This window comes from Candidatus Dormiibacterota bacterium (assembly GCA_035635555.1).
Classification (GTDB): domain Bacteria; phylum Acidobacteriota; class Polarisedimenticolia; order Gp22-AA2; family Gp22-AA2; genus Gp22-AA3.
In genome coordinates this window covers 35,860-58,968 of record DASQAT010000037.1, presented here as the reverse complement: position 1 = coordinate 58,968, position 23,109 = coordinate 35,860, and the positions used below count along the sequence as shown (strand labels likewise).

Sequence of the window (23,109 nt, the reverse complement as noted above, 5' to 3'; positions counted from 1 at the left end):
TCGGCGGGATCAGGCCGGGAGCGCACGGATGCTTTCCGCAGCCGGCCTGACGCTGGCCCTGGTCCTCACCGCCTCGCGCGGGGAGGCGCCGCAGCCGCAAGCCCTCCCCTCCCCCGTCAAGGACAAGGTCTGCAAGCTCGTCAACGGGAGATGGTTCGACGGGACGGTGTTCAGGCGCCGGGTCTTCTACGCCGCCGGAGGCGTGCTGACCGTCAAGGCGCCGGCGGCTGTCGACGAGGTGGTCGATTTGAAGGACGGCTACGTCGTGCCGCCGTTCGGCGACGCGCACAACCACTACATCGCCGGCCCGCACGACATCGACAACATCCTCCGGCAGTACCTTCGGGACGGGATCTTCTATGCCAAGAACCCCGCCAGCATCGCGCGCGACACCGGCAAGATCAAGGACAAGATCAACCGGCCGGACGGCGTCGACGTGGTGTTCGCGAACGCGGGAATCACCGCCGCGGGGGGGCATCCCGTCAGGCTGTACGAGGAGTACCTCAGGAAGGTGAAGACCCCGGGGCCCGACGGGACGTTCGAAAATCTCGGATACGTCATCATCGACAACGACGCGGATCTGGAGAAGAAGTGGCCGATGATCATGGCCGGCGCTCCCGATTTCATCAAGGGTCACCTGCTCTATTCCGAGGAGTTCGAGACGAGGCGGAACGACCCGGCCTACTACGGCCACCGGGGACTCGACCCGAAGGTCCTGCGCTCGATCGTCGATCGGGCGCACGCCGATCACCTGCGCGTGTCCTGCCACATCGAGACGGCGGTCGATTTCCGCAACGCGCTGGCGGCGGGGGTGGACGAGATCAACCACATGCCCGGCTACTTCCCGACACCCGAGCACCAGGAGTGGTTCCCGATCACGGCGCAGGACGCGGCGCTTGCCGCGCGCCAGGGCGTCGTCGTGGTCACGACGACCTACGTGGCCGCGGCGGAGATGGCCAGGCCCGAGGAGGCCGCGCAGCTGAAGACGGCGAGGCAGATCCAGGCGGGGAATCTGGGGCTGCTGCGCGACGCGGGCGTCAAGATCGCGCTCGGCCCCGACGTTTACGGCGTCACCGCCCTCGCCGAAGCGCTGAACGTGCACACCCTGAACGTCCTCGACAACCGCGCCCTCCTCAAGGCTTGGTGCGAGACGACCGCCGGGACGATCTTCCCGAAGCGGAAGATCGGGCATCTCCAGGAAGGATACGAGGCGAGCTTCCTGGTCCTGGGAGGCGACCCGCTGGCCGATTTCGAGAAGGTGAAGGACATCCGGATGCGCTTCAAGCAGGGCCTCCGCATCCCGGACTCGGTTCTTGGGCTATCATAAGGCGTCACTCCCGGTGACGCTCTTCCCTCCCTGCCGAGGGAAGCCTTTGCAATCCCGAGATCCCTGTCATGAACATTCGAGCCGTTTCCTCAGGAGTGTGCGCCCTCCTGGTCGCCTTGGCGCTGGCGCATCCCCGGGCGGGCGCCGCAACCGCCGACCCGCTCGCAGCCGAGATCGCGCGCTGGTCCGTCTTTCTGAAGAACAACACGTCCACGGACGAGCTCTGGGTCCAGGTGAAGGAGGCCAGCGCGCCGATCCTCGAGCGCGCCGACAAGGCGCTCCACGACGGCCGTCGCTGGCTGGCGCTGCAGCGTCTGGCCGCCGTGCGCGTGAATCTGGCCGCTTCGGAGTCCCTGGAACGACGGTCGCCCCGGGAGCGCAAGGACGACGCCGGCTTCGAGGCGGAGTGGGCGCGCCTCGGGAAGGCGCTGAAGGCCGACCTGCGCGGTCCCTCGGCCGGTGCTCTGGACGGCCTGCGCCCCGCGGCCGTGCGGGCCGTGGCCGAGGCGGCCCTTCCCCAGGTGCGCGCCTTCTACGAGTCGAGTCTCGAGTACGGGCGCAACACCATGCCGGACTTCGGTTTCTTCTACCTGGCGTCGGCGCAGGCGCAGAAGGAGTTCGCGGCCTTCTGCCGCTCCCTCGCCGCGCCGACGGCCGGCGCGGCGCCGAGGCTGCGCGCGCTGCAGGGGGAGATCGACGCCCTGCAGCGCGATCTCCTCGCCGTCTACAGGCCGCCGGTGTCGATCGACAGGCACCGCGAGTTCATCGTCGCCAACTCCACCCTGAACGAGGCACGAGAGCTGGACGCCGCGGGACTGCGACACGGCGCCCTGCTGCGCTACCTGGAGGCCGCCCTGCGATTCGCACCGCTGCGCCAGGCGCAGCCGGCCCTCGACACCGGGACGATCGCCGCGCGACTCCGCGAGCTCGACGCCCGTCTGTCCGAGGGCGGCACCGATCACAGCCTGGGCAGGATCTTCCTCGAGTCGGCCCAGGCCAACCTGTCGGACCCGGCGCCGGCGGGCGATCCCGCGATCGCCGCGGCGATCGTCGCGGACGTGCTGCCGCGCTACTTCGCGGCGCTCGAGCCGGCGATCCCGGAGGCGCCGAAGGCAGCACCGCGCGCCACGGTCACGCTCGTCCGCTGGCCGTACACCTGAAACATCTCCGACCCGGCAGGTCTGCTGGCGCAGAGCGTGGTTCAGGAATTCGGGGGGAAGGTGCGGTTCGTGTCGGAGAACTACGGAGACTCGAAGCTGGCGAAGCGCTTCGGGGTCACGCGCTACCCGGCGATCTTCGTCGACGACGTCCTGGCGGCCACACCCGACGATTTCGGCTTCTACGGCAAGGGGGCGGCCGAGGTGGGGGGTCGGTACGCGCCGCTCAAGAGCGCTGCGGCCCACGAACGCTTCCGGGCCGATCTGTCGCGCATGATCCGGCTGGTCCTGGAAGGGGACAAGGACGCTGCCCACGCCGCGGCGGCCCCCGCGCCCGCGGCCGCGATCGCCGAATGGCCGGCCGTGACAATCACCGACCTCGACGGCAGATCCGTGGACCGGTCCACACTGGCGGGACGGCCGGTGGCGGTCGAGCTCTGGGCCACCTGGTGTCCTCCCTGCCGCGGCACTCTCGCGTGGCTCGGAGATCTCAAGAAGCTCCATGGGGACCGCCTCGCGGTCGTGGCGATCTCCGTGCAGTCCGAGGAGCCGGACGTGCGCAAGCTCGTGTCCGAGCTCAAGCTGCCGTTCGTGTTCGCGATCGGCACACCCGAGGTCGTGCGCGCGTTCGGCGACGTGAGCGCCGTGCCGACGCTCCTGCTGTTCGACGGCGAGGGGCACGCCGTCGCGACGTATTACGGCGCCCCCCCGACGCTGCACACCGAGGCCGAGACGGCGCTCGCCTCTCTTCTCAAGTGACGCGAGGCCGGTGACGTCGGCGCGGGGCGGGGGTCCCTCCGGCACCACGGTCCTCTGCACGGCGTCGGCGCTCGTCGCCTTCGCGGCGAACTCGGTGCTCTGCCGGCTGGCCCTCGGCCGCGCGGAGATCGACGCGGCGAGCTTCTCGACCATTCGCCTGGCGTCGGGGGCGGTCGCCTTGGTCCTGCTGTCCCTGGGGATGCGCGGCCGGCCGCTCCGGGTCGGTGGAAACTGGGGATCGGCCGCCCTGCTCTTCCTCTACGCCATCCCGTTCTCGTTCGCCTACACGAGCCTGGGGGCCGGGACGGGGGCGCTCATCCTGTTCGGGTCGGTCCAGGCGACCATGCTCCTGGCCGCGATCGGGTCGGGGGAACGTCCGCGCCCCCGCCACTGGGTCGGCCTCGCGCTTGCGGTGGCGGGCCTGGTGATCCTGGTGCTTCCGGGGCTGCGGGCCCCTTCCCCGGGCGGCGCCATGCTCATGACTGTCGGCGGGATCTCCTGGGGGATCTATTCTCTGCGGGGCCGCGGCCCCGCCGGTCCGCTGCCCGAGACGACCGGCAACTTCATCCGCTCGATCCCCTTCGCCCTGACGGTCAGCCTGCTCTCCGCCCGTCATCTGCATGCGAGCCCGGGTGGCATCCTCCTGGCCCTGGCCTCGGGGGTCGTCGCCTCCGGTCTCGGCTACGTCCTCTGGTACGCCGCTTTGAAGGGATTGAGCGCGTCCCGCGCCGCCACGGTGCAGCTGTCGGTGCCGGCGCTGGCCGCGGCAGGGGGCGTGATGGTCCTGGGAGAGAGCGTGTCGCCGCGGTTGGCTGCGGCGGCGATCCTGATCCTCGGAGGAGTCGCGCTCACCCTTGCGGGACGCGAGGGTCGACCCGGCAGTCGATCCGGGTAGAATGCGGTCACGAGGAGGAACCATGGCCGACGTCACCTTCAAGCGGCTCGAGGAGCTCGACGGCTACCAGGCGCAGTTCCTGTACGCCGGACGCGGACTCGGTGTCACGTCGTTCGGCATGAACGTCCTGCGCGCCCCGCGACCCGCGACGCTGACCAGGCGCGACCTTCCGGAGGCGGCGCGCCATCTGGCCGGACGGGATCGGGATCTCCGGCGTATCTTGAAGACCCATGGTCCGCCTCCGCTGTGGGGGCGGCGTCCGGGCTTCGCGACGCTCGTGCGGATCATCCTGGAGCAGCAGGTCTCGCTGGCCTCGGCCCGGGCGATCTTCCGGCGGCTCGCGCGGGGCGTGGTGCCGTTCACGCCCGAGCGATTCGTCGAGATGGGGACCGCCCGCCTGCGCTTGCTCGGCGTGACCCGGCAGAAGGCGGCGTACTGCCTTCATGTCGCCGAGGCGGTGAGCGGCGGGAGTCTCAATCTGAAGACCGTCGCGCGCATGGACGACGCGGACGTCGCCCTTACGCTGACGCGACTCAAGGGCGTGGGGCCCTGGACGGCCGATATCTATCTTTTGATGGCGCTGCGTCGCCCGGACATCTGGCCGGCGGGGGACATCGCGCTGGTGCACGCGGTGCGCAGCGTGAAGCGGCTGCGCGGCCGCGCGTCGCCGGAGCGCGTCGCGCGCCTCGCCGACGCCTGGCGCCCCTACCGATCGGTGGCGGCGAGGATGATGTGGCAGGATTACCTGGCGGAACGGACCCGTTCGACTTCATGACAAGGAGGATCCGATGGCCGAGAGCGTCTACAAGATCATCGAGCTCGTGGGGACCAGCACGGAATCGTGGGAGAAGGCGGCGATGGCCGCTGTCAGCATGGCCTCCAAGAGCCTGCGCGATCTGCGGATCGCGGAGGTGACGACGCTCGACCTGCAAATCGACAACGGGAAGATCAAGGCCTACAGGGCCAAGGTGAAGGTGTCCTTCAAGTACCAGGCTGGTCGATGAGGACTCAGTAGGTCCACTCGAGGCCGGCGCTGTAGATCGTCCTGTCGACCTCGGTCCAGTCGAACTGGTTGTACTTGCCGGCGCTCCAGCGGAACAGCTTGACCTTCCCCTGCACGAACCAGCCGGTCGAGCCGTCGGTGTGCTTGACCAGGCCGGGCTGCACGTAGATCGTCTCGCCACGATGCAGCCGCGTCGAGGCGATGAACGACCAGCGCCCCCCCTGTCGCGGGTCGCTGATGGTGCGGAACGACAGGAAGTCGTAGTCCCCCCAGTAGTAGTCGAACCCGCTGCCGTACTGCAGCTGGTTCTGAGCGTCGGGGGCGTTGTCGGGGATCACGTGGATGCCTCGCAGCAGGGCGGCCAGCACGAAACCCTTCTTGAGAATCTGCTCGGTGTCGATTTCCACGACCTGATCGAAGTCCTTGCGGTAGCGGTAGAAGCCGGACCAGGTCGAGCGCCGGTGATCGCGCAGGAACCCGCCGATCTCCCCCCCCTTCGTGAAATCGCCGTACCAGGCCTGAACGTGCATCTGCCTGTAGGACAGGTATCCCCAGAAGTCCTCGAAGGTGTTGTCGTTCGAATCGATGATGTGGTCCCACTGCACGATCATCTTCCCCAGCGGGGCGGCGGCCGCCGGCGGGGCGGGCTTGGCGCGGGAGTCCTCCCTCGTCGGAGGTGTGGCCGCGCGGGCCGAGCCAATCGCTGCGCCGCACGCGAGCGCGGCGAGGAGGGTGGTCCGCCACGGCAGGACGCGGACCCGTCTCGTCAGTTGGATGTGGCGCTCCATTTCCGATCCTTCTCCGTTTTCCGGCGCATCTCGCCGGTCACGAATCGCTTGTAGGCCCAGACGAACCACGCCAGGGCGCGCAGCGCGGCGTTGCCCAGGCCGAAAATCGGATAGAGGACGAGGACCAGGTACTTGTACCCGCTGTTCACCTTGCGCTGGATGGTGAGGAACGGGTAGAGCTCGAGCAGAAGATACAGGCCGTAGATCAAGGCGATTTCGTCCCAGCGCCGCCTGTAGAGGATCATGACGAGCGACCAGAAGCGGAACGGGTCCGTGAGGACCACGAACACGTTGTAGGCCATCTCGTAGCGCAGCCGCCACCGCGAGTTCCGCCCGGTCAGGAGCCTCAGGTAGGAGGCGAAGACGTGGTAGTGGGCCGGGTACCAGTTCAGGATCCGCTGGCGCGCGAGGGCTCCGATCCGGTCGGGCACCACGGTCCACACCAGCTCGTCCACGAACACGACGTCCCCTTCGTTCAGGAGCTCGATGATCGTCCGCTGCAGGTCCTCTCCCTGGAAGACGCCGGTGTGCTTGTGGTGGAACGCCTGCAGACGCTCCTTCTTGAACAGGCCGATCGCCCCCGAGACGCAGGAGATGCTCGCCGTCCCGTCCTGGAAGCGGCGGCCGATCTCCATGGACTTGCAGTACTCGTAGCGCTGCAGGCACGAGATCAGTCCCGAGCCCTTCGGTCCGTACCGGCTGCGCCGATCGGGCACGACGTTGAACGCCGCGGCGTCGTAGTGGTCGAGCAGCGAGGTCGGAATCCGCGCGTCCCCGATGCGCGTGTCGTCGTCGAGCAGCAGCACGAGCGGCGTCTGCACCCGGTGGATGCCGAAGTTGATCGCCGAGACCTTCCCCATGTTGGGGATGCGATAGGTGCGGACCTTCAGCTGCTCGAGGATCTTCGGCGTGTCGTCGGTCGAGCCGTCGTCCACGACCAGGATCCGATCACGCGCGAACCCGGCGCGGATCAGGTCCTCCACCGTCTCGCGGATGACCGCCTGGCCGTTGTGCGTCGGGATGAGCGCCGTGACCTTGGAGAGATCCGTGGTGAAATCGCGCCGGACCGGGCGGTTCCAGATTTCCAGGTAGACTTTGAGCGCGTCCACCAGGATGAAGATCACGATAATGTAAAAGTAGGCCGACACGCGAGTCTCCCCGGATACCGGAGTCAATATAGATATCGGGCCCGCTGACGCAACCTCCCGCCCGCCGCGCATTTGCCGTCGTCCCGATCCTGCGATAGCGTGGGACCGCATTTTCAGCCGGTCTGGGTGGGGCACTGTCTCGTTGAGGGAGGTGCCCATGAAATGGAAGATGATAATGACGGCGATCGCCGCGACGGCGTTTCTGTGCGCTCCGGCTCTGGCGGGCAGTCTCGGTGTTTACGGCTCCTACTGGAATTCAGACCAGGCCGACAACAGCGCGGGCGGAGGGGGACGGATCGGGTTCTCCTTCGTGAAGTTCCTCGAGCTCGACTTCCACGGGACCTACTATTCGAGTTTCACCACCGACGTGAACGGCCAGGCGGTCGACGTCAAGGCGAAGCCTGTGGACGCCGGCCTGCGCGTCAACTTTCTTCCTTCCTTCCCGTTCACGCCCTACGTCGGGGCGGGAGTCACCCGATACTTCCTGGATTCCGATCAGGGCTCGATTGACGACAAGAACGGAATCTACGGCCAGGCGGGCATCGAGCTCGGCTCCGCGGCCTCCCGGTTCTTTGTGGAGGCGCTCTGGAGGAAGATGGAGACCCACGTCAGCCTGGCGTCCTTCGACAGGAACGCCAAGTTCGACGGCATCGCGGCTAACGCGGGCCTCGTGTGGCGCTGGGGTCGGTAAACACCCGCCCGCCCGGGTCCCGGTCTCCCGAAGGTCCCCTGGGGAGGACACTTTGCCCCTCTCGCGGGACGCAAACAACGGCGCCGCGCATGTCTCCAGGTCACTGAGCCCCGGTGACTTGCGACGCCGAATCAGCGCGATGCACGCCGGTGGCACCGGCTTTGCTCGTTACGTGTCGCTGGAAAGGAGACCATGATGCATCGACTTCTCGTTCGAACGCTCACGATGCCGGCGCTTCTTGCGATCCTTTCTCTCGGATGCTCACAGGCGCACTCGAAGGCCGAAGTGGAGCGCACCGCCGGTGATTCGCTGCACGACGCTTCGATCACGATGCGCATCAAGACCACGTACCTGTTCAACGGCCACCTCAATCCGTTCCGCATCAACGTCGATACCCGCGACGGCGTCGTCACCCTGCACGGAACCGTGCCGAGCGACGTTCACCGCGATCTCGCCGGCGAGATCGCCAAGAACGCCGACGGCGTCAAGAGCGTCGACAACCAGCTGACGATCGCGCAGGGCGGCGGAGACGGGCCGACGGAAGCCGACAAGAGCTTCAGCGAGGCCGTCCGTGACGCCTCCACCAGCGCCTCCATCAAGCTGTCGCTCGCCTTCGAGCGCGGCGTGAAGGCGTCGCACATCACCGTCCACACCGACCGGGGGACTGTGACCCTGGCGGGTGAAGTCGACTCACAAGCCGAGCGGCAGCTCGCCGCCCGCGTCGCCCACGACACCGAGGGCGTCAAGCACGTCGTGAACCAGCTCCAGGTCCGCGGTTGATTTGACGGAAAGGAGGTCCAGATGATGACGATCCGCAAGTACTCTGCCGTGCGAGTTCTGTTGTTCGCGAGCGCGTGCGTTCTCTCCGGGGCCCTGTCGATCACCCCGGGACAGGCGAAGACCGATTTCGGCGTGAGGGGCGGCGCTTACGCCGAGAACGACAAGCCGTTTCTCGGCGCCGAGGCTCTGTTCACAGTCGGGACCGGTCAGCGCTGGTTCGGCAATCCGAACCTCGAACATGCGTTCGCCGACTCCGGCTCCTCCGACTTGACGGCGCTCAGCTTCGACTTCCACTACGACTTCCCCAGCGGGCAGCCGTATACCGTCTGGGCAGGCGCCGGGCCGACCCTGATCTTCAGGGACCGGAACACCCCCGGCCAGTCCGACACGACCGATACCGGCGTGAACCTGGTGCTGGGTGTCGGCGGGCGAAAGGGTGACGTCCGTCCTTACGGCCAGATGAAGGTCGTTCTGGCCAACGACACCGAGGCGGTCGTGGGCGTCGGCGTCCGGTTCTAAGCGCATGGCCCGGTGACCAGGACGATCTCGGCGCGTTCCTCCGCCACGCCCCCGACGATCGTCTGGCCCTCGGGCAGGACGCGCACGCCGGTGTGATGACCGGCGTGCGCGTTTTCCCGTCTTGGGGGTCGGGCCGACCACGGCCGAGGGTACTTGCGATAGGATCGCCGGCATGCTCCCCCTGACATCGCAGGCGCCTCGATGAGCGTGCGCGTGCGGCCCATGACGGAACGGGACACCCGGGTGGTCGCCGATCTCGCCGGACAGCTGGGCTACCCTTCGACCGAGGCGCAGATTCGCAGGCGCTTCGATTCGGTATCGGGCGATCCGGGGTCGGCCGTTTTCGTCGCGGAAGACGAGGACGGCCGGATCGTCGGGTGGACGCACGTCATCGCGAGGATCTTCCTGGAGTCGGACCCGTACGCCGAGCTCGCCGGCCTGGTGGTCGACCGATGCGCGCGTCGCCAGGGAGCCGGCCGGGCGCTCGTGGCGGCGGCCGAGACCTGGGCGAAGAGTCGCGGCTACGCGACGATGCGCGTGCGCTCCAACGTCAAGCGCCTCGAAGCCCGGCCATTCTACGAGGGCAGGGGCTACGTCATCGGCAAATCGCAGCACGTGTACGAGAAGACCCTCGAGTGAACGGCCCGATCCGGCTGTGACGGCGACGGAGGCCGGGAAGATGCGGGCGATGGTCCTGGACGCACCGGGACGGTCCCTCGTTCCCCTATTCCATCCTCCGGCCGCCGTTTCGTGTTACGCTCCCGGGCGTTCGAAGCTCCACCACAACTCATTCGGAGAAACGGGACGATGCCACCTGCGCAGATCCGTGGACTCACCGCGCGCGGCGCGCTGTTGCTGGCCGCGCTCTTCCTGGCCGCGGCACCAGCCCCCGCGGCCGCCGGCGGCGCGCCCGCCGAGACCGACGCGCCCCGGCCGCGGCTCGGCTTTCTCGCCGGAAGCGTCGCGGCGGAGCGCCGTGCCGAGAGGGAGATGCTGGCCACGCCGACGCCCGAGCGCGAGCGCGCCTGGCTGCACGCCCTCACCGAAGAACCGCACGTGGCGGGAACGCCGCAGGGGAAGAAAGTCGCCGAGTACGTGCGTGACCGTCTCGTCGAGTTCGGACTCAAGACCGAGCTCGTGCCGTACGAAATCTGGCTCAACCTCCCGACGGCCGTCAGCCTCAAGCTCCTGAAACCGGAGCCGGCCTCCCTGTCGCTCCGTGAAGAGGGGAACCCGCGCGACAAGGACTCCTACAGCGAGGACGCCTACCCGGCATTCCACGGATACGGCGCAGCGGGCAAGGCCGCCGGTCAGGTGGTGTACGTCAACTACGGGACGCACGAGGACTTCGAGCGGCTCGAGTCGCTCGGCCTGTCGGTCGAGGGGCGGATCGCCCTGGTCCGTTACGGGAAGGTGTTCCGTGGTCTCAAGGTGAAGGAGGCGCAGCTGCGCGGCGCGAAGGGGGTCATCATTTACAGCGACCCGGCCGACGACGGCTACATGAAGGGGGACGTCTATCCGGACGGTCCGATGCGCCCGCCGTCCGCCATCCAGCGAGGCTCGGTGCAGTTCCTGTCGTCCGGTCCCGGCGATCCATCGACGCCCGGCTACGCCTCGACCAAGGGGGCGAAGCGGGTCGGGCGCGAGCAGATGAACGGCATCCCGAAGATCCCGTCGCTGCCGCTGTCGTACGGCGAGGCGTCGAAGATCCTGAAGGCGCTGGCCGGCGACCGTGTGCCGGACGACTGGCAGGGCGGCCTGCCGTTCGCCTACCACCTCGGACCCGGTCCCGCCGAGGTCGAGATGTCGGTCGAGATGGACTACGCCATAAGGCCCCTGTACGACGTGGTCGCCACTGTCCCGGGAACCGCCGAGCCCGACAGGCTCGTCGTCCTCGGCAACCACCGCGACGCCTGGACGTACGGCGCCGTCGACCCCAACTCGGGGACCGCATCGTTTCTCGAGACGGCCCGCGGCCTGGCCGCCGCCCTGAAGGGCGGATGGAAGCCGCGGCGGACGATCCTCCTGGCGTCCTGGGACGGCGAGGAGTACGGCCTGCTCGGTTCGACCGAGTGGGTCGAGGACCGCGTGCAGGCGCTGCAGCAGAACGCCGTCGCCTACATCAATCTCGACTCCTCGGTGACGGGGGGCGACCTGGAGGTCTCCGGGATCCCGTCGTTGCGCGACCTGATCGTCGAGGCGGCCGGCGATCTCGACGACCCGCGCCGCGGCGGCTCGGTCGTCGAAGCCTGGCGCTCGCGCCGGCAGCGCGAGTGGGCGAAGAGCGAGCCGGCCTGCGGGCCGGACGCGGCGGTCTTCGACCTGCAGCTCGAGCCCCTGGGATCCGGCTCGGACTACACCGCCTTCGCCGACCACGTCGGGATCGCCAGCGCCGACTTCTCCTTCGAAGGACCGTACGGCGTCTACCATTCGATCTACGACGACCTGTTCTGGATGGAGCACTTCGGTGATCCCGAGTTCCTCTACCACACGGTCGCGTCGCGTCTGTACGGCCTTCTCGCCATGCGGCTGGGATCGGCCGAGGTCGCGCCCCTGCGCTACGGCGCCTACGGGCGGGCCCTGTCGCGCGACCTGGAGCTCCTGCGCCGCGAGACGGTCCGCGAGCGGCGCATCTGGGAGGCGGCGCGCAGCGGACCCGGCACCGTCGAGCCGGGATCGCAGGCCGCCGTCGAAGCGCGCAAGAAGCCGGCGCTCCAGCCCGATTTCTCGCCGCTGGCCAAGGCCGTCGACCGCCTCACGACGGCCGCCAACGAGCTCGACGCGCTTCTCGATCGGCTCCAGCATGAGACCTTCGCCCCTCCCGATTCCGCGGCCCTGGCCCGACTCAACGACGCGATCGTGCAGATCGAGCGCGCCTTCCTGGACAAGAACGGCCTTCCCGGGCGCCCGTGGTTCCAGCACACGTTGTACGCCCCCGGACTGACGACCGGTTATTCCGCGTGGCCGTTCCCGGCCGTCGTCCAGGCCACTCGAGACCGGGACGCCGAGGCCCTGCAGCTGGCCCTGCGCATCGTCGTCGAAAGGATCGATGCCGCGACCCAGAAGATTGGCGTCGCGCGGGACCTTGCTTCCGGAGCCGGCGGAAAATAACCTGCGCGTCTCGCCGACCTGGCGCGGGGGGTTCGCAGCGGTATCGAGCCCCGCGAAGCCTGCGTGGAGTTCATGTCAAATGGTTGTTGACCGCCGAGATGGGTGGGGGTACCTTCACCCCCATCGAGGAGCAAGACTCGTGAGCCTCATTCGTGCGAGCGCGAGTTGCATCCTGCTCGGCATCTTCCTGATGCCCTCGCCGCGCATACTCGATCCCGAACGCACTCACAGACGCCACGCCACCTGTGAGCACCACCTGAGACGGCACCATCCTGACCCGGACGACCGCGCCAGGATCCTGCGCCGGGCCGAGCGCAAGAAGCGTCGCGAGGAAGCACGCGCGCGGCTCGAGCACGCCCTCGGTGAGGTCGTCGCGGCGCGGGCGACCGCGGACGAGCAGGACGACGTCGACGCCGCCGCGCAGCTCGCCGAAGCGCTCGACGAGTCGAACCTGCAGCCCTGCCAGGCCGCCGCCGACCCGCAGGACGAAGACTCCAGCATGAAGAAGGGGAGGCGTGCCGCCAAGATCAAGACGTTGTTCTGGTCGCTGCAGGAGCCCCCCAAGATTCGGCCGGCCGGGGAGTTCCTGGCGATGTTGCGGGTGCACATCCAGACCGATTCCCCGCGCTCGACCGACGCGTCTGACGTCCTGACGCATTATGGTTCCGGTCCCTGCCACTCCATCCCTCGCCCCCGCGAAGGCACGGTCGTTCCCTGCCTGCCGCTCCCCGGACTCGTGGCCTGACCATCGCATAAGGCCGCGACGCGAGTTCTTTCTTCCCGAAGGCAGACGCATTCATCCATGCCGTCCGCCCGGCGATCCGTGCCGGAGCGAGCGGAAGCGAGGTTTCGATGGAATATTTTGGCAACATTCGGATCAAATGGACTTACACGACCCACCGCGTGGACCGCTCCGCCGTCAGGGGGATCGGCCTCCTGGGCTCGGATCCTGATCCCGGCCGGCTCGTCCTGGCACGAGTCCTGTGCCTCGGGAAGAACAAGGAGGTCGAGGGCACGGATGGCCGGAGGCTCACCCTTTTCCCCGGCGACGTGATCGGGGGGTGCCTGGCCTACCGCTACGCTACCGACCAGTACGAGGGACTCCCGATCGCCGACGGCCCGGCCGCACACCTCCTGAGCATGGGCGGGGTGTGTGGATTCATTGCGAGCAAGAATGAAAAGATGCCCGAGCCGACGACTCTCGAGTGGATCGGATCGCTCGCGAACGGAACGGGCAAGGCGCTCTACCTGAAAGACTTCGCCCGCAGGCCGAAGACGCAGATCTCCGCCCCCAGGCCGCGGACCGTCCTGGTGGTCGGTGCTTCGATGAACGCCGGCAAGACGACCACCGCCGCCCAGGTCATCCGCAGCCTGAGCGGCCAGGGGCGCCGCGTGGTGGCCGCCAAGATCACGGGGACGGCCTGCCGCAAGGACCCCGGCATCATGGAGGATGCCGGTGCTCTGCGCGTGCTCGACTTCACCTGCGTCGGCCATCCGTCCACTGCGAACCTGCCGACGCGCGACCTCCTGGCGCTGGCCGCCGACCTGCGCGCCATGCTCCTCGAGGACCGGCCGGAGTTCATCGTTTACGAGCTCGCCGACGGCATCTTCCAGCGCGAGACCCGGCTCCTCCTGGAAGAGCGATCGTTCCAGGAAACGATCGACGTGGCCCTGTACGCTGCGCCCGAGAGCCCGTCATGCGAGAGCGGTGTGCGCTGGCTGCGCGATTGGGGGTACACGGTTGGGGCCGTCAGCGGCATGGTCGCGAACAGCCGCCTTGGGATGGAGGAAGTGCGGCAGGCGACCGGGGTGCCGTGCCTCAACGGCGAGATGATCCTGTCGGGGGCCCTGAACGATGTCCTGACGCCGGCGTCGGTGGCCTGACGGGGAGCGTCGTGAACGAGACTCCCTCCGCCCTCCCTTCGCCGCAGAAGGAGTGGGGAGCCTGGGATGAGATACGGCGTCTTCTGCCGTACGCCCGGCCGCACCGCGTCCTCTTCGGCGCGACGCTTCTGTTGAGCGTCGCCCTGTCCGTCATCGACGTACCCCTTCCCTTCTTCCTGAAGAAGGTCATCGACGCCGTCCTCAGGCGCCACGAGTCCCTGCACATTTTCGGGCTCGACCTTCCGCCTCAGCAGTTCCTGCTGGTCATCTTCGCGAGCCTGGTCGCCCTGGCTCTTGTCAAGGGGACCCTCACCTACTTCCAGCGCACGGCGAGCGAAAAAATGGGCCAGAGAATGATTTATGAGCTCCGGCTCGACCTTTACCGGCACCTCCAGTCCTTGTCGATGCCGTTCTTCAAGAACGCGTCGACCGGCCGGATCATGCTGCGCTTCATGGGGGACATCAACGCCGTCCTCGACATGATCACCGACGGCTTCCTGCGCGCCCTCATGGACGGGATTACGATCGCTACAGTCGCCTGCGTCATCCTCGCCCTGAACTGGCGGCTGGCGCTCGTGGTGATGTCGGTCCTGCCGTTCTACGCCCTCACATTCGTCAGGTTCAGCCCAGCCCTGCGGCGCACCGGCCGGAAGGCGCGGCACGAGCGCGTGGCGCTGTCGGGCACTCTCCAGGAGAAGATCGCCGGCCGCGTGGTCGTCAAGGCCTATCACCAGGAAGCGGCGGAAGAGGCCCTGGTCGAGTCGCAGACGGCGCGCCTGCGCGACTGGCTGATCGAGAAGGCGCGGATCGGCGGCAAGCTTTCGGCGCTGGCCAACGTCGCGGTGGCAATCGGCGGCGCCCTGATCCTGTGGATTGGCGGCAACGACGTCCTGAACGAGCGCATGACGAAGGGCGGGCTCATGGCCTTCTACGCCCTGGCCGCCATGCTCTTCCCACCGCTTCGCCGGCTGGCCCGCACCAACGAGACCTACCAGGCGGCGCGCGTGTCCCTCGACCGCATCCTCGACTTCCTGGACGAGACCACGCCGCTCAAGGAGCGGGACGGTGCGAGGGAGCTCACGGTGACGCGCGGCGACGTGCTCTTCGAGGACGTGCGGTTTTCCTACGTGCCGGGCGTGCCTGTGCTGCGCGGCATCAGCGTCCGGATCGAGGGCGGGCAGGTAGTCGCGCTCGTCGGGCCGAACGGGTCCGGCAAGACGACGCTTCTGAGTCTCCTGCCGCGCTTCATCGATCCGGCCGGGGGGCGCGTCCTGATCGACGGCCAGGACCTGCGCGAGGCAACCCTGGCCTCGCTGCGCCGCCAGATCGGCATCGTCACCCAGGAGCCGTTCCTGTTTTCGGGGACGATCGAGGACAACATCCGCTACGGCCGCCCGGCCGCGACCGAGGAGGAAGTGTGGCAGGCGGCGAAGGTCGCCAACGCCTTCGACTTCATCAGCGCCCTGCCCGAGGGCTTTCGCACGCAGGTCGGCGAGCGCGGCCAGCGCCTGAGCGGGGGGCAGGTCCAGAGGATTGCGCTGGCGCGGGCCATCATCAACAACCCGCCGATTCTCATCCTCGACGAGGCGACGTCGGCGGTCGACGCGGAGTCCGACCGCCTCATCCGCGAGGCCCTGCTTCGTTTGATGCAAGGACGCACGGTCTTCGTCATCGCGCATCGCATCTCCACCGTGCAGCGCGCCGACCGGATTGTGGTGATGGACAGTGGTCTCATCGTCGAAGAGGGGACGCACGACACCCTGTATCTCAAGAACGGGCCGTACACACGCATTTGCAGGGAGCAGCTGCTGCTTGAAAGGATCGCGACATGAAGCTGGGAAGGTTCGGTCGAGTCATCGTTCCGATGGGGCTCTGGCTGTCCCTCTCTTACCCGGCGTCGGCGGCGCTGGTCACGCTGACCGGCAAGGTGACCGACCAGAACGGCGGTGGCATCTTCAACGTCACGATCAATTTCGTCGACTCCTGCACCGGTGTCGTGGCCGGTGCGATCAACAACGTCACGTCGTCCACCGGCTCGTTCCAGGCGGGCGTCAACGCGGGGATCTACGACCTGGAGATCACTCCCACTTCGGGCAGCCTGTTCGCGGCACAACGGATTCTCAGCTTCGATCTCACCTCGAGCAGGACGCTCGCGACCGTCGTCCTGCCATTCGGCATCATCATCTCGGGGCGCGTGACGGATGCAGCCGGCACCGGGCTGGCGAACGTGTACGTCCATTTCTATCCCCCGGGCGCGAGCGACCGTTTCTTCACCGTGCGCGACAAGACGGATCTGTCTGGCAACTACAGCGTGGTCGTCCCGACGATTCCCTGCGGCCTGTACGACGTCCGGTACGGCCCTCCGTCGGGGACCCGCTATCTGGTCCTCGCCCGTCTCTCGGTCCCGATCACGGGGAACACGACGCTCCCGGCGGTGGCCCTCTCCACGGGCGTGCTCCTGAGCAGCACGGTCTATGACACAGCGGGACCCGGACACCCGGTCATCAACGTCAACATCGATGTCGTCGACGCGGTCAGCGGCATCGTTCTCGATCTGTCGCACGATCGCACCGACGGCACGGGCACCTACTCGGTCGCCGTGCCGCCGGGCACGTATCTCATCGACACCAAGCCCGAGAAATGTACTCTGCTCGTCGCCCAGGAATCCGCCCCCGTCACCGTGGCCGCCGACATGACGCTTCCCCGCGTCAATCTCGCGGGGGGCGTTCTGGTGAAGGGCATGGTGACGGACACGCGGGGCACACCCGTGTCCGAGGCCAACACGAATTACTTTCACAGCGACCCCGTGACCAACAAGCTCGTGCAGGTTCTGACCTGGGACGACCATACGGACGCCACGGGCGCCTACAGTGCCGTCATCCCTGCTAGCGACACCTACACCATCGATTACTTCCCGCCGTTAACGACGGGCTGCCCGCCGGTGACGCAGCGCCTGGTCGCCGTGCGGGTTGCGGGCGTCGGAATCAACAACAATCCCCCGCCCCTGCCGACCGTCCAGTTCCCGGACGGCTTCCTCGTGACGGGAAGGAGCATCACGGTCGCCCGCGCGCCGATCGCCAACGTCGATCTGACCTTCTTCCTGGCGGGCAGCGCCACCAACAAGCTGTTCGTCGGCCATCACCACACCGACAGCGCTGGAAATTTCGCGGTCGTGGTCGTGCCGGGAAACTACGACGTCCGCTTCGAGCCCGCGACGACCAATCTGGCGGCCAAGCGGCTGTTCGGCGTCGGCGTCAGCGGAGATCGGAACCTGGGTGACGTGCTGCTCGAGCAGGGGTTCGTGGTTTCCGGCCAGGTGACGGACTCGCTCGGTTTACCGGTGGACACGGCGGACCTCAGCTTTTTCGACGTCTACACCGGCCTCAAGTCCGAGACACCACACGACAACACCGACGCCAGCGGCAACTACAGCGTGGTCGTGCCGCCGAGGACGTATAACGTCAACTTCATTCCACCCCCGGGCACACCTCTGGCTACGGTGCGTGTGCCCAACGTCGTGATCACGGCGAGCAGGAGCGGGTTCAACGCCGTGCTCCCCGGTGCCTTCGCGGTCTCCGGCTTCGTCCGCAACTCCTCGGCGCAGATCGTCCCGGCGGTTGACTTGAATTTCTACGTGTCCGGGACCACGACCCGGCAGATCGTGTCGCTGGACAACACCGACGCAACCGGGTTCTACAGCGTCTTCGTTCCGCCCGGGACCTACGACATTGTCTTCACGCCTCCTGTCACGATGAGCGGCCTGGCGATGGCGAGGGTGAATGGTGTCGCCGTGCAGTCGGACGTGGGGCTTCCGGATGTCATCCTCGGTCAGGCGCTGCTGCCCGGCGTGAGCTCGATCGCCCCGAATTCGGGACCGTCGTCGGGCGGAACCCCCGTCACCATCCTGGGTTCCAATTTCCAGCCGGCCGCAACGGTGACCCTGGGCGGCCTCACCCTGTCCGGCGTCGACGTCGTGAGCACCGGTCAGATCAACGCCCTGGCCCCCGCCTTTCCGCTGGGCCCACAGGGAGTCGTAGTCGACCTCGCGGTCGGCAATGTCGGCTCAGGCACGGCGGTTTTGCCGTCGGCGTTCACCTTCACTCCGGCGGCCGTCCCGATCGATCTCACGGTGACACGCGGTCCTTTCAGCATCGTACTGTCCTGGCCCTCGACCGGACAGGCTTCTTACACGATCTACCGCAGCACGTCGCCGCGTCAATTCGGACAGACCCAGCTCCTCGCGATCACCGGGGCCACCACCTTTACCGACGTGGGTGCCGACGGCGACGGCATGACGTATTTCTACAGGGTGGAGTAGGCGGTGGACTCCGCGCCAGGCCGATCGTGGGTGCGCACCATCGGACTGGCGGCGTTCGTCCTGTCGGTCCCGACCGTGGTGCCGCCACCGCCAGCGTGGGCGGCGGAGACGAGTTGGAACCTGCGTCTCGCGCTCGACGAGAGGTACGACGATAACATCATTCAGCTTTCGCAACGCGACCTCGACCGCCTGCAGCACCCGTCCCCGACGCAGGAGGCCCGCAACCTCGCGTCCAACCGCTTCTCGATCGACACCGCCGACGATTTCGTATCGACCCCTCGCTTGTCCGTCGGCCTGCGCGCGAAGTGGCTGCGCGATCTGCCGACGGGTTTCAGCCTCGACGGATCGTTCTATCGATACCGGGACAACCCGATCAAGGACTACGAGTCCTACCGTTTCGCGGTCCTGCAACCGCTTCACGGCGGCAGGCACACGACCACGGTTCGCCTCAGCTCCAGTCTTCTCCCCAGCTTTTACAGCCGCAACATGGTCAGCGACATCGCCGTCGAGGAGGGTGTCGTCCCTCTGACCAGCCCCGTGCGTCGCCTCGAGACCAGGTACAAGAAGGTGATCCGGCAGGTCGAACTGGACCAGGCGATCCTGCCCGACCGGCTCTGGATCGAGGTGGCGGGGGGGAACGAGGAGCGCAACTACGACCATTTCTTCAACGAGCGCGACAGCCGGATGCCGTACTACTCCGCGGGGCCGATCTGGACGCCGCTCGCGGGCGGCCGGCTCCGCCTGGTCGCGACCTTCCGCAGGGAAGATCTGCACGCCCGCGGCAGCCAGGGTGATCCGTTCATCCACGACGACGTCTCCAGCCGTCGGAACGTCCTCACGATAGCGGGGCGCTGGCGCTGGGGCGCAAAGGGACGCAGGAAGTCCCTCAGCGCGGAGTACGAAGGGGAGAAGCGCACGTATGTCACGACGGACGTGAATGACGCCTTCCACTTCGACCGCACGGACAGGCGCAGCTACACGACGCTCACCTTCCGCGCCGACCTGAATGGAGGCTGGTTCCTGGCCGTGGCGGCGGAGCGCGATGTCAATCGATCACATTTCGCCGCGGCCGGGCTGACGTCCGACCCGAGCGACGCCACCGACTACGACGAGAATCTCTATACGGCGACCTTCGGGTACGCGTTCGGCACAGGCGACAGAGAGAGGATGACGCCGTGAGTCGCCCCCCCGCCGATCGATCATGGGACGCAGCCCCGCCCGATGCCGGCGAACGGAACATGCAGATCCTGCTGCGACACCTCCCGCCCGAGGAGATCCCGGTCTCGGAAGACCTTTACACCCCGACGGACCTCGACGCGCATCTCACCGCCCTGGGAGAGCCGCCGTTCTCCGTCGTCGCCGTCGGGGACATCATGCTCGGCGATCACGCCAGGAAGGCACTGCGAGGCGGAGACAACGACTACCCCTTCGAGGCCGTTCTCCCGCTCCTCAAGAGCGCCTTCATCGTCCTCGGGAACCTCGAGGGGCCTCTGGCGCGAAATGCCGCCAAGGAGCCCCGGAACTACTCCTACAAGGTCAATCCGGGACTGGCCGCCGCGCTGACTCGAGCGAGGATCAGCGTGCTGACGCTCGCCAACAACCATGCGCTGGATTGCGGACGCGACGGAGTCATCGAGACACTCCATGCGCTGGCGTCAGCGGGGGCGGACGCGATCGGCGCCGGGGTCGACCGGTCGGCGGCTCACCGGCCGCTGATCCGGCGGGCGGGTCCCTGGCGGGTCGGTCTCCTCGGATATTACTGGAACGAGAGGTGCGCGGCGACGGCCGATCTGCCGGGCGCCGCGATGGACACGCCGGAGGCCTTGAAGGCCGATATCGGCGCACTCCGGGAAAGAGTGGACAGGGTCGTGGTCACGTTCCACTGGGGTGTTCCCTATTATCGCGAGCCCTCCCCCGAGAACAGAGCCAAGGCACGATTCGCCGTGGACTGCGGCGCCGACGTGGTGATCGGTCATCACCCTCACATCGTGCAGCCGTTCGAGATCTACCACGGCTGCCCGATCTTCTACAGCGTCGGGAATTTCACCTTCGGGTCCCGCAACAGCCATGCCGAGGGTCTGCTGATCGCCGTTCGATTCGAGGATGACGAGACCGTCGTGAGCGCCTTTCCCCTGTACGTGAAGAACCGCGATCCGCGCGTGCGCTACCAGCCGAAAGTGCTCCGGGGAGGGGCTGCGGATAGAGCGCTCCGCCGGCTGGTGGATATCTCGGGGCCGACAGGGCCCGAGCTGCGGATCGAGGCGGGGCGCGGCACCCTGCGCCTGAAGCGGAGCTCAGGCGTGTCTGAGCTGGCGGACGATCTCGCGCAGTGACGGACGCTTGCCGTACATCAGGAGGCCGAGCCGGAAGAGCGCGGCCGAGCCGCGGATGCTGAGGTAGACTCCCGCGGCCAGGCACGCGAGCGCCACCGCGGCGTCCCAGGCCGGAACCTTCCCGGTGCCGAGGCGGATCATCATCGTGATCGGACCCGTCAGCGGGAACCAGCCGAGAACGCGCGCCATCCAGCTGTTCGGATCGTCCACGATCAGCATCCACGTGACGGCCGGCGGGATCACCAGGCACAGCGTCCAGATCACGGAGAACTGCTGGCTCTCGCGGGCATTCGTGCCCAGCGCACCGGTGCCCGTCATCAGGCTGCCCACCATCATGTACCCGCCGATGAAGAACAGCAGGCAGAACAGGAACAGGCTCCAGTTCAAATAGGCGAGCGCCGCCGCCGCGAGGAGGCTCGAGGCGAGGCCGGCCACCGTCACCCACACTCCCAGCTGGAGCAGCCCCGCGGCCCCGAGCCCGAGAAGTTTTCCGAACAGCAGGTCCTGCGGCGTCACCGACGACAGGATCACCTCGATGACGCGGTTCTCCTTCTCCTCCACCACACCCTGCAGGAGGTAGCCGGCGGTCGTGAGAAGGGACATGAGCAGGAGGATCGCGAAAACACCGGGGATGACCAGACGCGCGATCCGCTCGCTCGCCCTGTCCGGCTCCACGCCGCCGTCCGCGCGCACCAGGAACGAGGATGACGCCGACGAGTCGATCGGCTGCTCCAGACGCGTGCCGACGTCCTCGGGCACGCGTCCGGCCGCCAGGGACTGGCGAAGGATCCTGGCCAGGGCCCGCTCGGCCCGCTCCGAGCCTCTCGTCATGGGCGCGGCTTCCGTCTGGTACGTCTCGACGGCGCCGCTCCCGATGTAGTCGACGGGCAGCACGAAGACGCGCTGCACGACACCGTCCCGCAGCTGCCGCAGCGCCTCGTCCTTCGAGGCGACCTTGACGAACGCCAGCGGCCGCACGAACTCCTCGAGCAGAGACGTGACGGCGCTGTCGCTGGAAGCGCCGGGCGCCACGCGCCGCACCAGCTCGCCGGCCACGCGTGCCGCGACGTCGTGCTCCTTCGCGACCACGTCGATCACCTCCGGGCGGACGACGCGCGCGAGGTCCACGATGCCGATCGGCTTGACCGATGTCCCGGACCGGCTCATGAAATAGGCCGGCAGCAGGCCGACGATCGCGACGTAGGCGCTCAGGAAGAACGGCATGCCGAAGGTGACGATGAGGTACGAGCGGCGCTTCACCGTCGAGAGGAACTCCCGGCCCGCGACGACGCCGACCTTGCTCACGCCGGCTCGACCGGGTGGGACGCCGCGAGAACCGGCGGCGGCGCGGGAACTCCCCCCTGCGAGCGGACGGTGCGCACGAAGATCTCCTCCACCGGCGTGCGCAGGGCCTCGAAATGATCGACGGCGATCCGCCGCTCCTGCAGGAGCGCCATCAGATCGCGCGGTCGCGATCCGTCCCGCAGGACGACTCGATGCAGCCCCCCCTGGCGCTCGACGCGCGCCACGATCGGCAGCGCCCCGAGGTCGGCGTCGGTATCGACGAGCACGATCGACTCACCGTGGCTGCGTCGGATCTCATCCAGGTCGCCGTACAGCACCAGCCGCCCGCGATCGATCATCGCCACGCGGTCGCACAGCTCCTCCACCATCGGCATCTGGTGCGTCGACAGGATGACCAGGCTCCCCCGGTCCCGTCTCTCCCGCAGCAGGTCCTTGACGAGCACGGCGTTCAGCGGGTCAAGCCCCGTGAACGGCTCGTCCATCACCAGGATGGCGGGATCGTGCAGAAGCGCCCCGGCGATCTGAACCTTCTGCTGCATCCCCTTCGAGAGAGAGTCCGCCCGGCGTCCGGCCGCCTCGGGCAGGCCGACCCTGGAGAGCCATTCGAGCGATCGGGCGCGGGCGGCGCCCCTGTCGAGACCCTTCAGCATCCCGAAGTAGACCAGGATGTCGAGGACCTTCTCCTTGCGGTACAGACCCCGCTCCTCCGGCAGGTAGCCGATGCGCCCGCGGTCGGCGCGCGACAGCGGGCGGCCGTCCAGGAGGATCTCCCCCGCGTCCGGCGCGATGATGTCGATGAGCATGCGGATGAGGGTCGTCTTCCCCGCCCCGTTCGGGCCCAGGAGCCCGAACACCTCTCCCGGGCGGACCTCGAACGTGACATCGTAGACCGCGACGGTCGCCGCGTAGGCCTTGCGCAGGTGGGAGAAGAGGAGCACGGCCATGGGGGCGCATTATACAGGCCCCCCTCGACCCGCCGCCGCGCTTGCCCGAGGGCCGCTTTGGGCACTACTTATAATGACGCCGAAGGGGTCCCGCCCCGCGCTTGCGAAGGGGGCCGGTTCCTGAGACAATGGACGGCGCCACGGAAA

At 67.7% G+C, this 23,109-nt stretch carries 21 protein-coding genes; 17 read left to right on the top strand and 4 right to left on the bottom strand.

Translation table 11 applies throughout. From position 1 onward, the window contains the following. Positions 1-28 precede the first annotated feature (28 nt). From VEW47_10605 to VEW47_10580, 6 genes are all read left to right on the top strand, one after another. Positions 29-1,327, top strand: coding sequence for an amidohydrolase family protein (locus VEW47_10605; GenBank protein HYS05629.1), 1,299 nt, complete (start codon positions 29-31; stop codon positions 1,325-1,327). Between the two features lie 68 nt (positions 1,328-1,395). Further along, positions 1,396-2,487: a hypothetical protein gene (locus VEW47_10600; protein ID HYS05628.1), complete on the top strand. Its 1,092-nt coding sequence runs from the start codon at positions 1,396-1,398 to the stop codon at positions 2,485-2,487. A 36-nt stretch (positions 2,488-2,523) separates the two neighbouring features. Then, positions 2,524-3,243, top strand: coding sequence for a TlpA disulfide reductase family protein (locus tag VEW47_10595; protein ID HYS05627.1), 720 nt, complete (start codon positions 2,524-2,526; stop codon positions 3,241-3,243). A gap of 10 nt (positions 3,244-3,253) precedes the next feature. Beyond that, complete coding sequence (locus tag VEW47_10590; GenBank protein ID HYS05626.1) at positions 3,254-4,138, top strand: DMT family transporter; 885 nt, start codon at positions 3,254-3,256, stop codon at positions 4,136-4,138. 22 nt (positions 4,139-4,160) lie between these two features. Next, a complete protein-coding gene (locus VEW47_10585) occupies positions 4,161-4,913 on the top strand; it encodes a DNA-3-methyladenine glycosylase 2 family protein (protein HYS05625.1) in 753 nt (250 codons plus the stop codon). Positions 4,914-4,926: 13 nt separating this feature from the next. Continuing rightward, positions 4,927-5,142, top strand: a complete 216-nt coding sequence (locus VEW47_10580; protein ID HYS05624.1) for a dodecin family protein — start codon at positions 4,927-4,929, stop codon at positions 5,140-5,142. Between the two features lie 4 nt (positions 5,143-5,146). Here VEW47_10580 and VEW47_10575 read toward each other — a convergent pair whose 3' ends face one another. Further along, positions 5,147-5,929, bottom strand: a complete 783-nt coding sequence (locus VEW47_10575; protein HYS05623.1) for a hypothetical protein — start codon at positions 5,927-5,929, stop codon at positions 5,147-5,149. Further along, positions 5,908-7,077, bottom strand: a complete 1,170-nt coding sequence (locus VEW47_10570; protein ID HYS05622.1) for a glycosyltransferase family 2 protein — start codon at positions 7,075-7,077, stop codon at positions 5,908-5,910. Before VEW47_10570 ends, VEW47_10575 begins: the two co-directional genes overlap by 22 nt. A 157-nt stretch (positions 7,078-7,234) precedes the next feature. Here VEW47_10570 and VEW47_10565 point away from each other — a divergent pair, with 157 nt between their 5' ends. The 11 genes from VEW47_10565 (at position 7,235) to VEW47_10515 (ending at position 20,713) form a co-directional block, all read left to right on the top strand. Further along, positions 7,235-7,768, top strand: coding sequence for an outer membrane beta-barrel protein (locus tag VEW47_10565; GenBank protein HYS05621.1), 534 nt, complete (start codon positions 7,235-7,237; stop codon positions 7,766-7,768). 195 nt (positions 7,769-7,963) lie between these two features. Continuing rightward, positions 7,964-8,548, top strand: a complete 585-nt coding sequence (locus tag VEW47_10560) for a BON domain-containing protein (protein ID HYS05620.1) — start codon at positions 7,964-7,966, stop codon at positions 8,546-8,548. A gap of 21 nt (positions 8,549-8,569) precedes the next feature. After that, on the top strand, positions 8,570-9,067 hold the full coding sequence (locus VEW47_10555) for a hypothetical protein (protein HYS05619.1): 498 nt from the start codon (positions 8,570-8,572) through the stop codon (positions 9,065-9,067). Positions 9,068-9,289: 222 nt separating this feature from the next. Beyond that, positions 9,290-9,706, top strand: coding sequence for a GNAT family N-acetyltransferase (locus tag VEW47_10550; GenBank protein HYS05618.1), 417 nt, complete (start codon positions 9,290-9,292; stop codon positions 9,704-9,706). 168 nt (positions 9,707-9,874) lie between these two features. Continuing rightward, on the top strand, positions 9,875-12,178 hold the full coding sequence (locus VEW47_10545) for a M28 family metallopeptidase (protein HYS05617.1): 2,304 nt from the start codon (positions 9,875-9,877) through the stop codon (positions 12,176-12,178). Positions 12,179-12,317: 139 nt separating this feature from the next. After that, positions 12,318-12,923 carry a hypothetical protein gene (locus VEW47_10540; GenBank protein HYS05616.1) on the top strand — a complete coding sequence of 202 codons (606 nt, stop codon included), beginning with the start codon at positions 12,318-12,320 and terminating at the stop codon, positions 12,921-12,923. Between the two features lie 107 nt (positions 12,924-13,030). Next, the gene (locus VEW47_10535; protein ID HYS05615.1) at positions 13,031-14,062 is read left to right on the top strand and encodes a DUF1611 domain-containing protein; all 1,032 of its coding nucleotides are present in this window, start codon (positions 13,031-13,033) and stop codon (positions 14,060-14,062) included. Positions 14,063-14,073: 11 nt separating this feature from the next. After that, positions 14,074-15,894 (top strand): ABC transporter ATP-binding protein, encoded by a 1,821-nt coding sequence (locus VEW47_10530; protein HYS05614.1) that lies wholly within the window; start codon positions 14,074-14,076, stop codon positions 15,892-15,894. Next, positions 15,891-18,380 carry an IPT/TIG domain-containing protein gene (locus VEW47_10525; GenBank protein ID HYS05613.1) on the top strand — a complete coding sequence of 830 codons (2,490 nt, stop codon included), beginning with the start codon at positions 15,891-15,893 and terminating at the stop codon, positions 18,378-18,380. The genes VEW47_10530 and VEW47_10525 overlap by 4 nt, the downstream gene beginning before the upstream one ends. Positions 18,381-18,383: 3 nt before the next feature. Beyond that, complete coding sequence (locus VEW47_10520; GenBank protein ID HYS05612.1) at positions 18,384-19,559, top strand: hypothetical protein; 1,176 nt, start codon at positions 18,384-18,386, stop codon at positions 19,557-19,559. Then, positions 19,556-20,713, top strand: coding sequence for a CapA family protein (locus VEW47_10515; protein ID HYS05611.1), 1,158 nt, complete (start codon positions 19,556-19,558; stop codon positions 20,711-20,713). The genes VEW47_10520 and VEW47_10515 overlap by 4 nt, the downstream gene beginning before the upstream one ends. Here VEW47_10515 and VEW47_10510 read toward each other — a convergent pair. Together VEW47_10510 and VEW47_10505 are read right to left on the bottom strand one after the other, a co-directional pair. Further along, positions 20,675-22,018, bottom strand: a complete 1,344-nt coding sequence (locus VEW47_10510; protein ID HYS05610.1) for an ABC transporter permease — start codon at positions 22,016-22,018, stop codon at positions 20,675-20,677. The genes VEW47_10515 and VEW47_10510 overlap by 39 nt on opposite strands. Beyond that, positions 22,015-22,962: an ATP-binding cassette domain-containing protein gene (locus VEW47_10505; GenBank protein HYS05609.1), complete on the bottom strand. Its 948-nt coding sequence runs from the start codon at positions 22,960-22,962 to the stop codon at positions 22,015-22,017. The genes VEW47_10510 and VEW47_10505 overlap by 4 nt, the downstream gene beginning before the upstream one ends. Positions 22,963-23,109 lie beyond the last annotated feature (147 nt).

What these genes read in the sequence shown, in the direction of transcription:
- VEW47_10560 (HYS05620.1), top strand. Translation starts at nt 7,964, where the DNA reads ATGCATCGACTTCTCGTTCGAACGCTCACGATGCCGGCGCTTCTTGCG.
- VEW47_10565 (HYS05621.1), top strand. Translation starts at nt 7,235, where the DNA reads ATGAAATGGAAGATGATAATGACGGCGATCGCCGCGACGGCGTTTCTG.
- VEW47_10535 (HYS05615.1), top strand. Translation starts at nt 13,031, where the DNA reads ATGGAATATTTTGGCAACATTCGGATCAAATGGACTTACACGACCCAC.
- VEW47_10550 (HYS05618.1), top strand. Translation starts at nt 9,290, where the DNA reads ATGACGGAACGGGACACCCGGGTGGTCGCCGATCTCGCCGGACAGCTG.
- VEW47_10585 (HYS05625.1), top strand. Translation starts at nt 4,161, where the DNA reads ATGGCCGACGTCACCTTCAAGCGGCTCGAGGAGCTCGACGGCTACCAG.
- VEW47_10605 (HYS05629.1), top strand. Translation starts at nt 29, where the DNA reads ATGCTTTCCGCAGCCGGCCTGACGCTGGCCCTGGTCCTCACCGCCTCG.
- VEW47_10545 (HYS05617.1), top strand. Translation starts at nt 9,875, where the DNA reads ATGCCACCTGCGCAGATCCGTGGACTCACCGCGCGCGGCGCGCTGTTG.
- VEW47_10525 (HYS05613.1), top strand. Translation starts at nt 15,891, where the DNA reads ATGAAGCTGGGAAGGTTCGGTCGAGTCATCGTTCCGATGGGGCTCTGG.
- VEW47_10580 (HYS05624.1), top strand. Translation starts at nt 4,927, where the DNA reads ATGGCCGAGAGCGTCTACAAGATCATCGAGCTCGTGGGGACCAGCACG.
- VEW47_10600 (HYS05628.1), top strand. Translation starts at nt 1,396, where the DNA reads ATGAACATTCGAGCCGTTTCCTCAGGAGTGTGCGCCCTCCTGGTCGCC.
- VEW47_10555 (HYS05619.1), top strand. Translation starts at nt 8,570, where the DNA reads ATGATGACGATCCGCAAGTACTCTGCCGTGCGAGTTCTGTTGTTCGCG.
- VEW47_10575 (HYS05623.1), bottom strand. Translation starts at nt 5,929, where the DNA reads ATGGAGCGCCACATCCAACTGACGAGACGGGTCCGCGTCCTGCCGTGG.
- VEW47_10505 (HYS05609.1), bottom strand. Translation starts at nt 22,962, where the DNA reads ATGGCCGTGCTCCTCTTCTCCCACCTGCGCAAGGCCTACGCGGCGACC.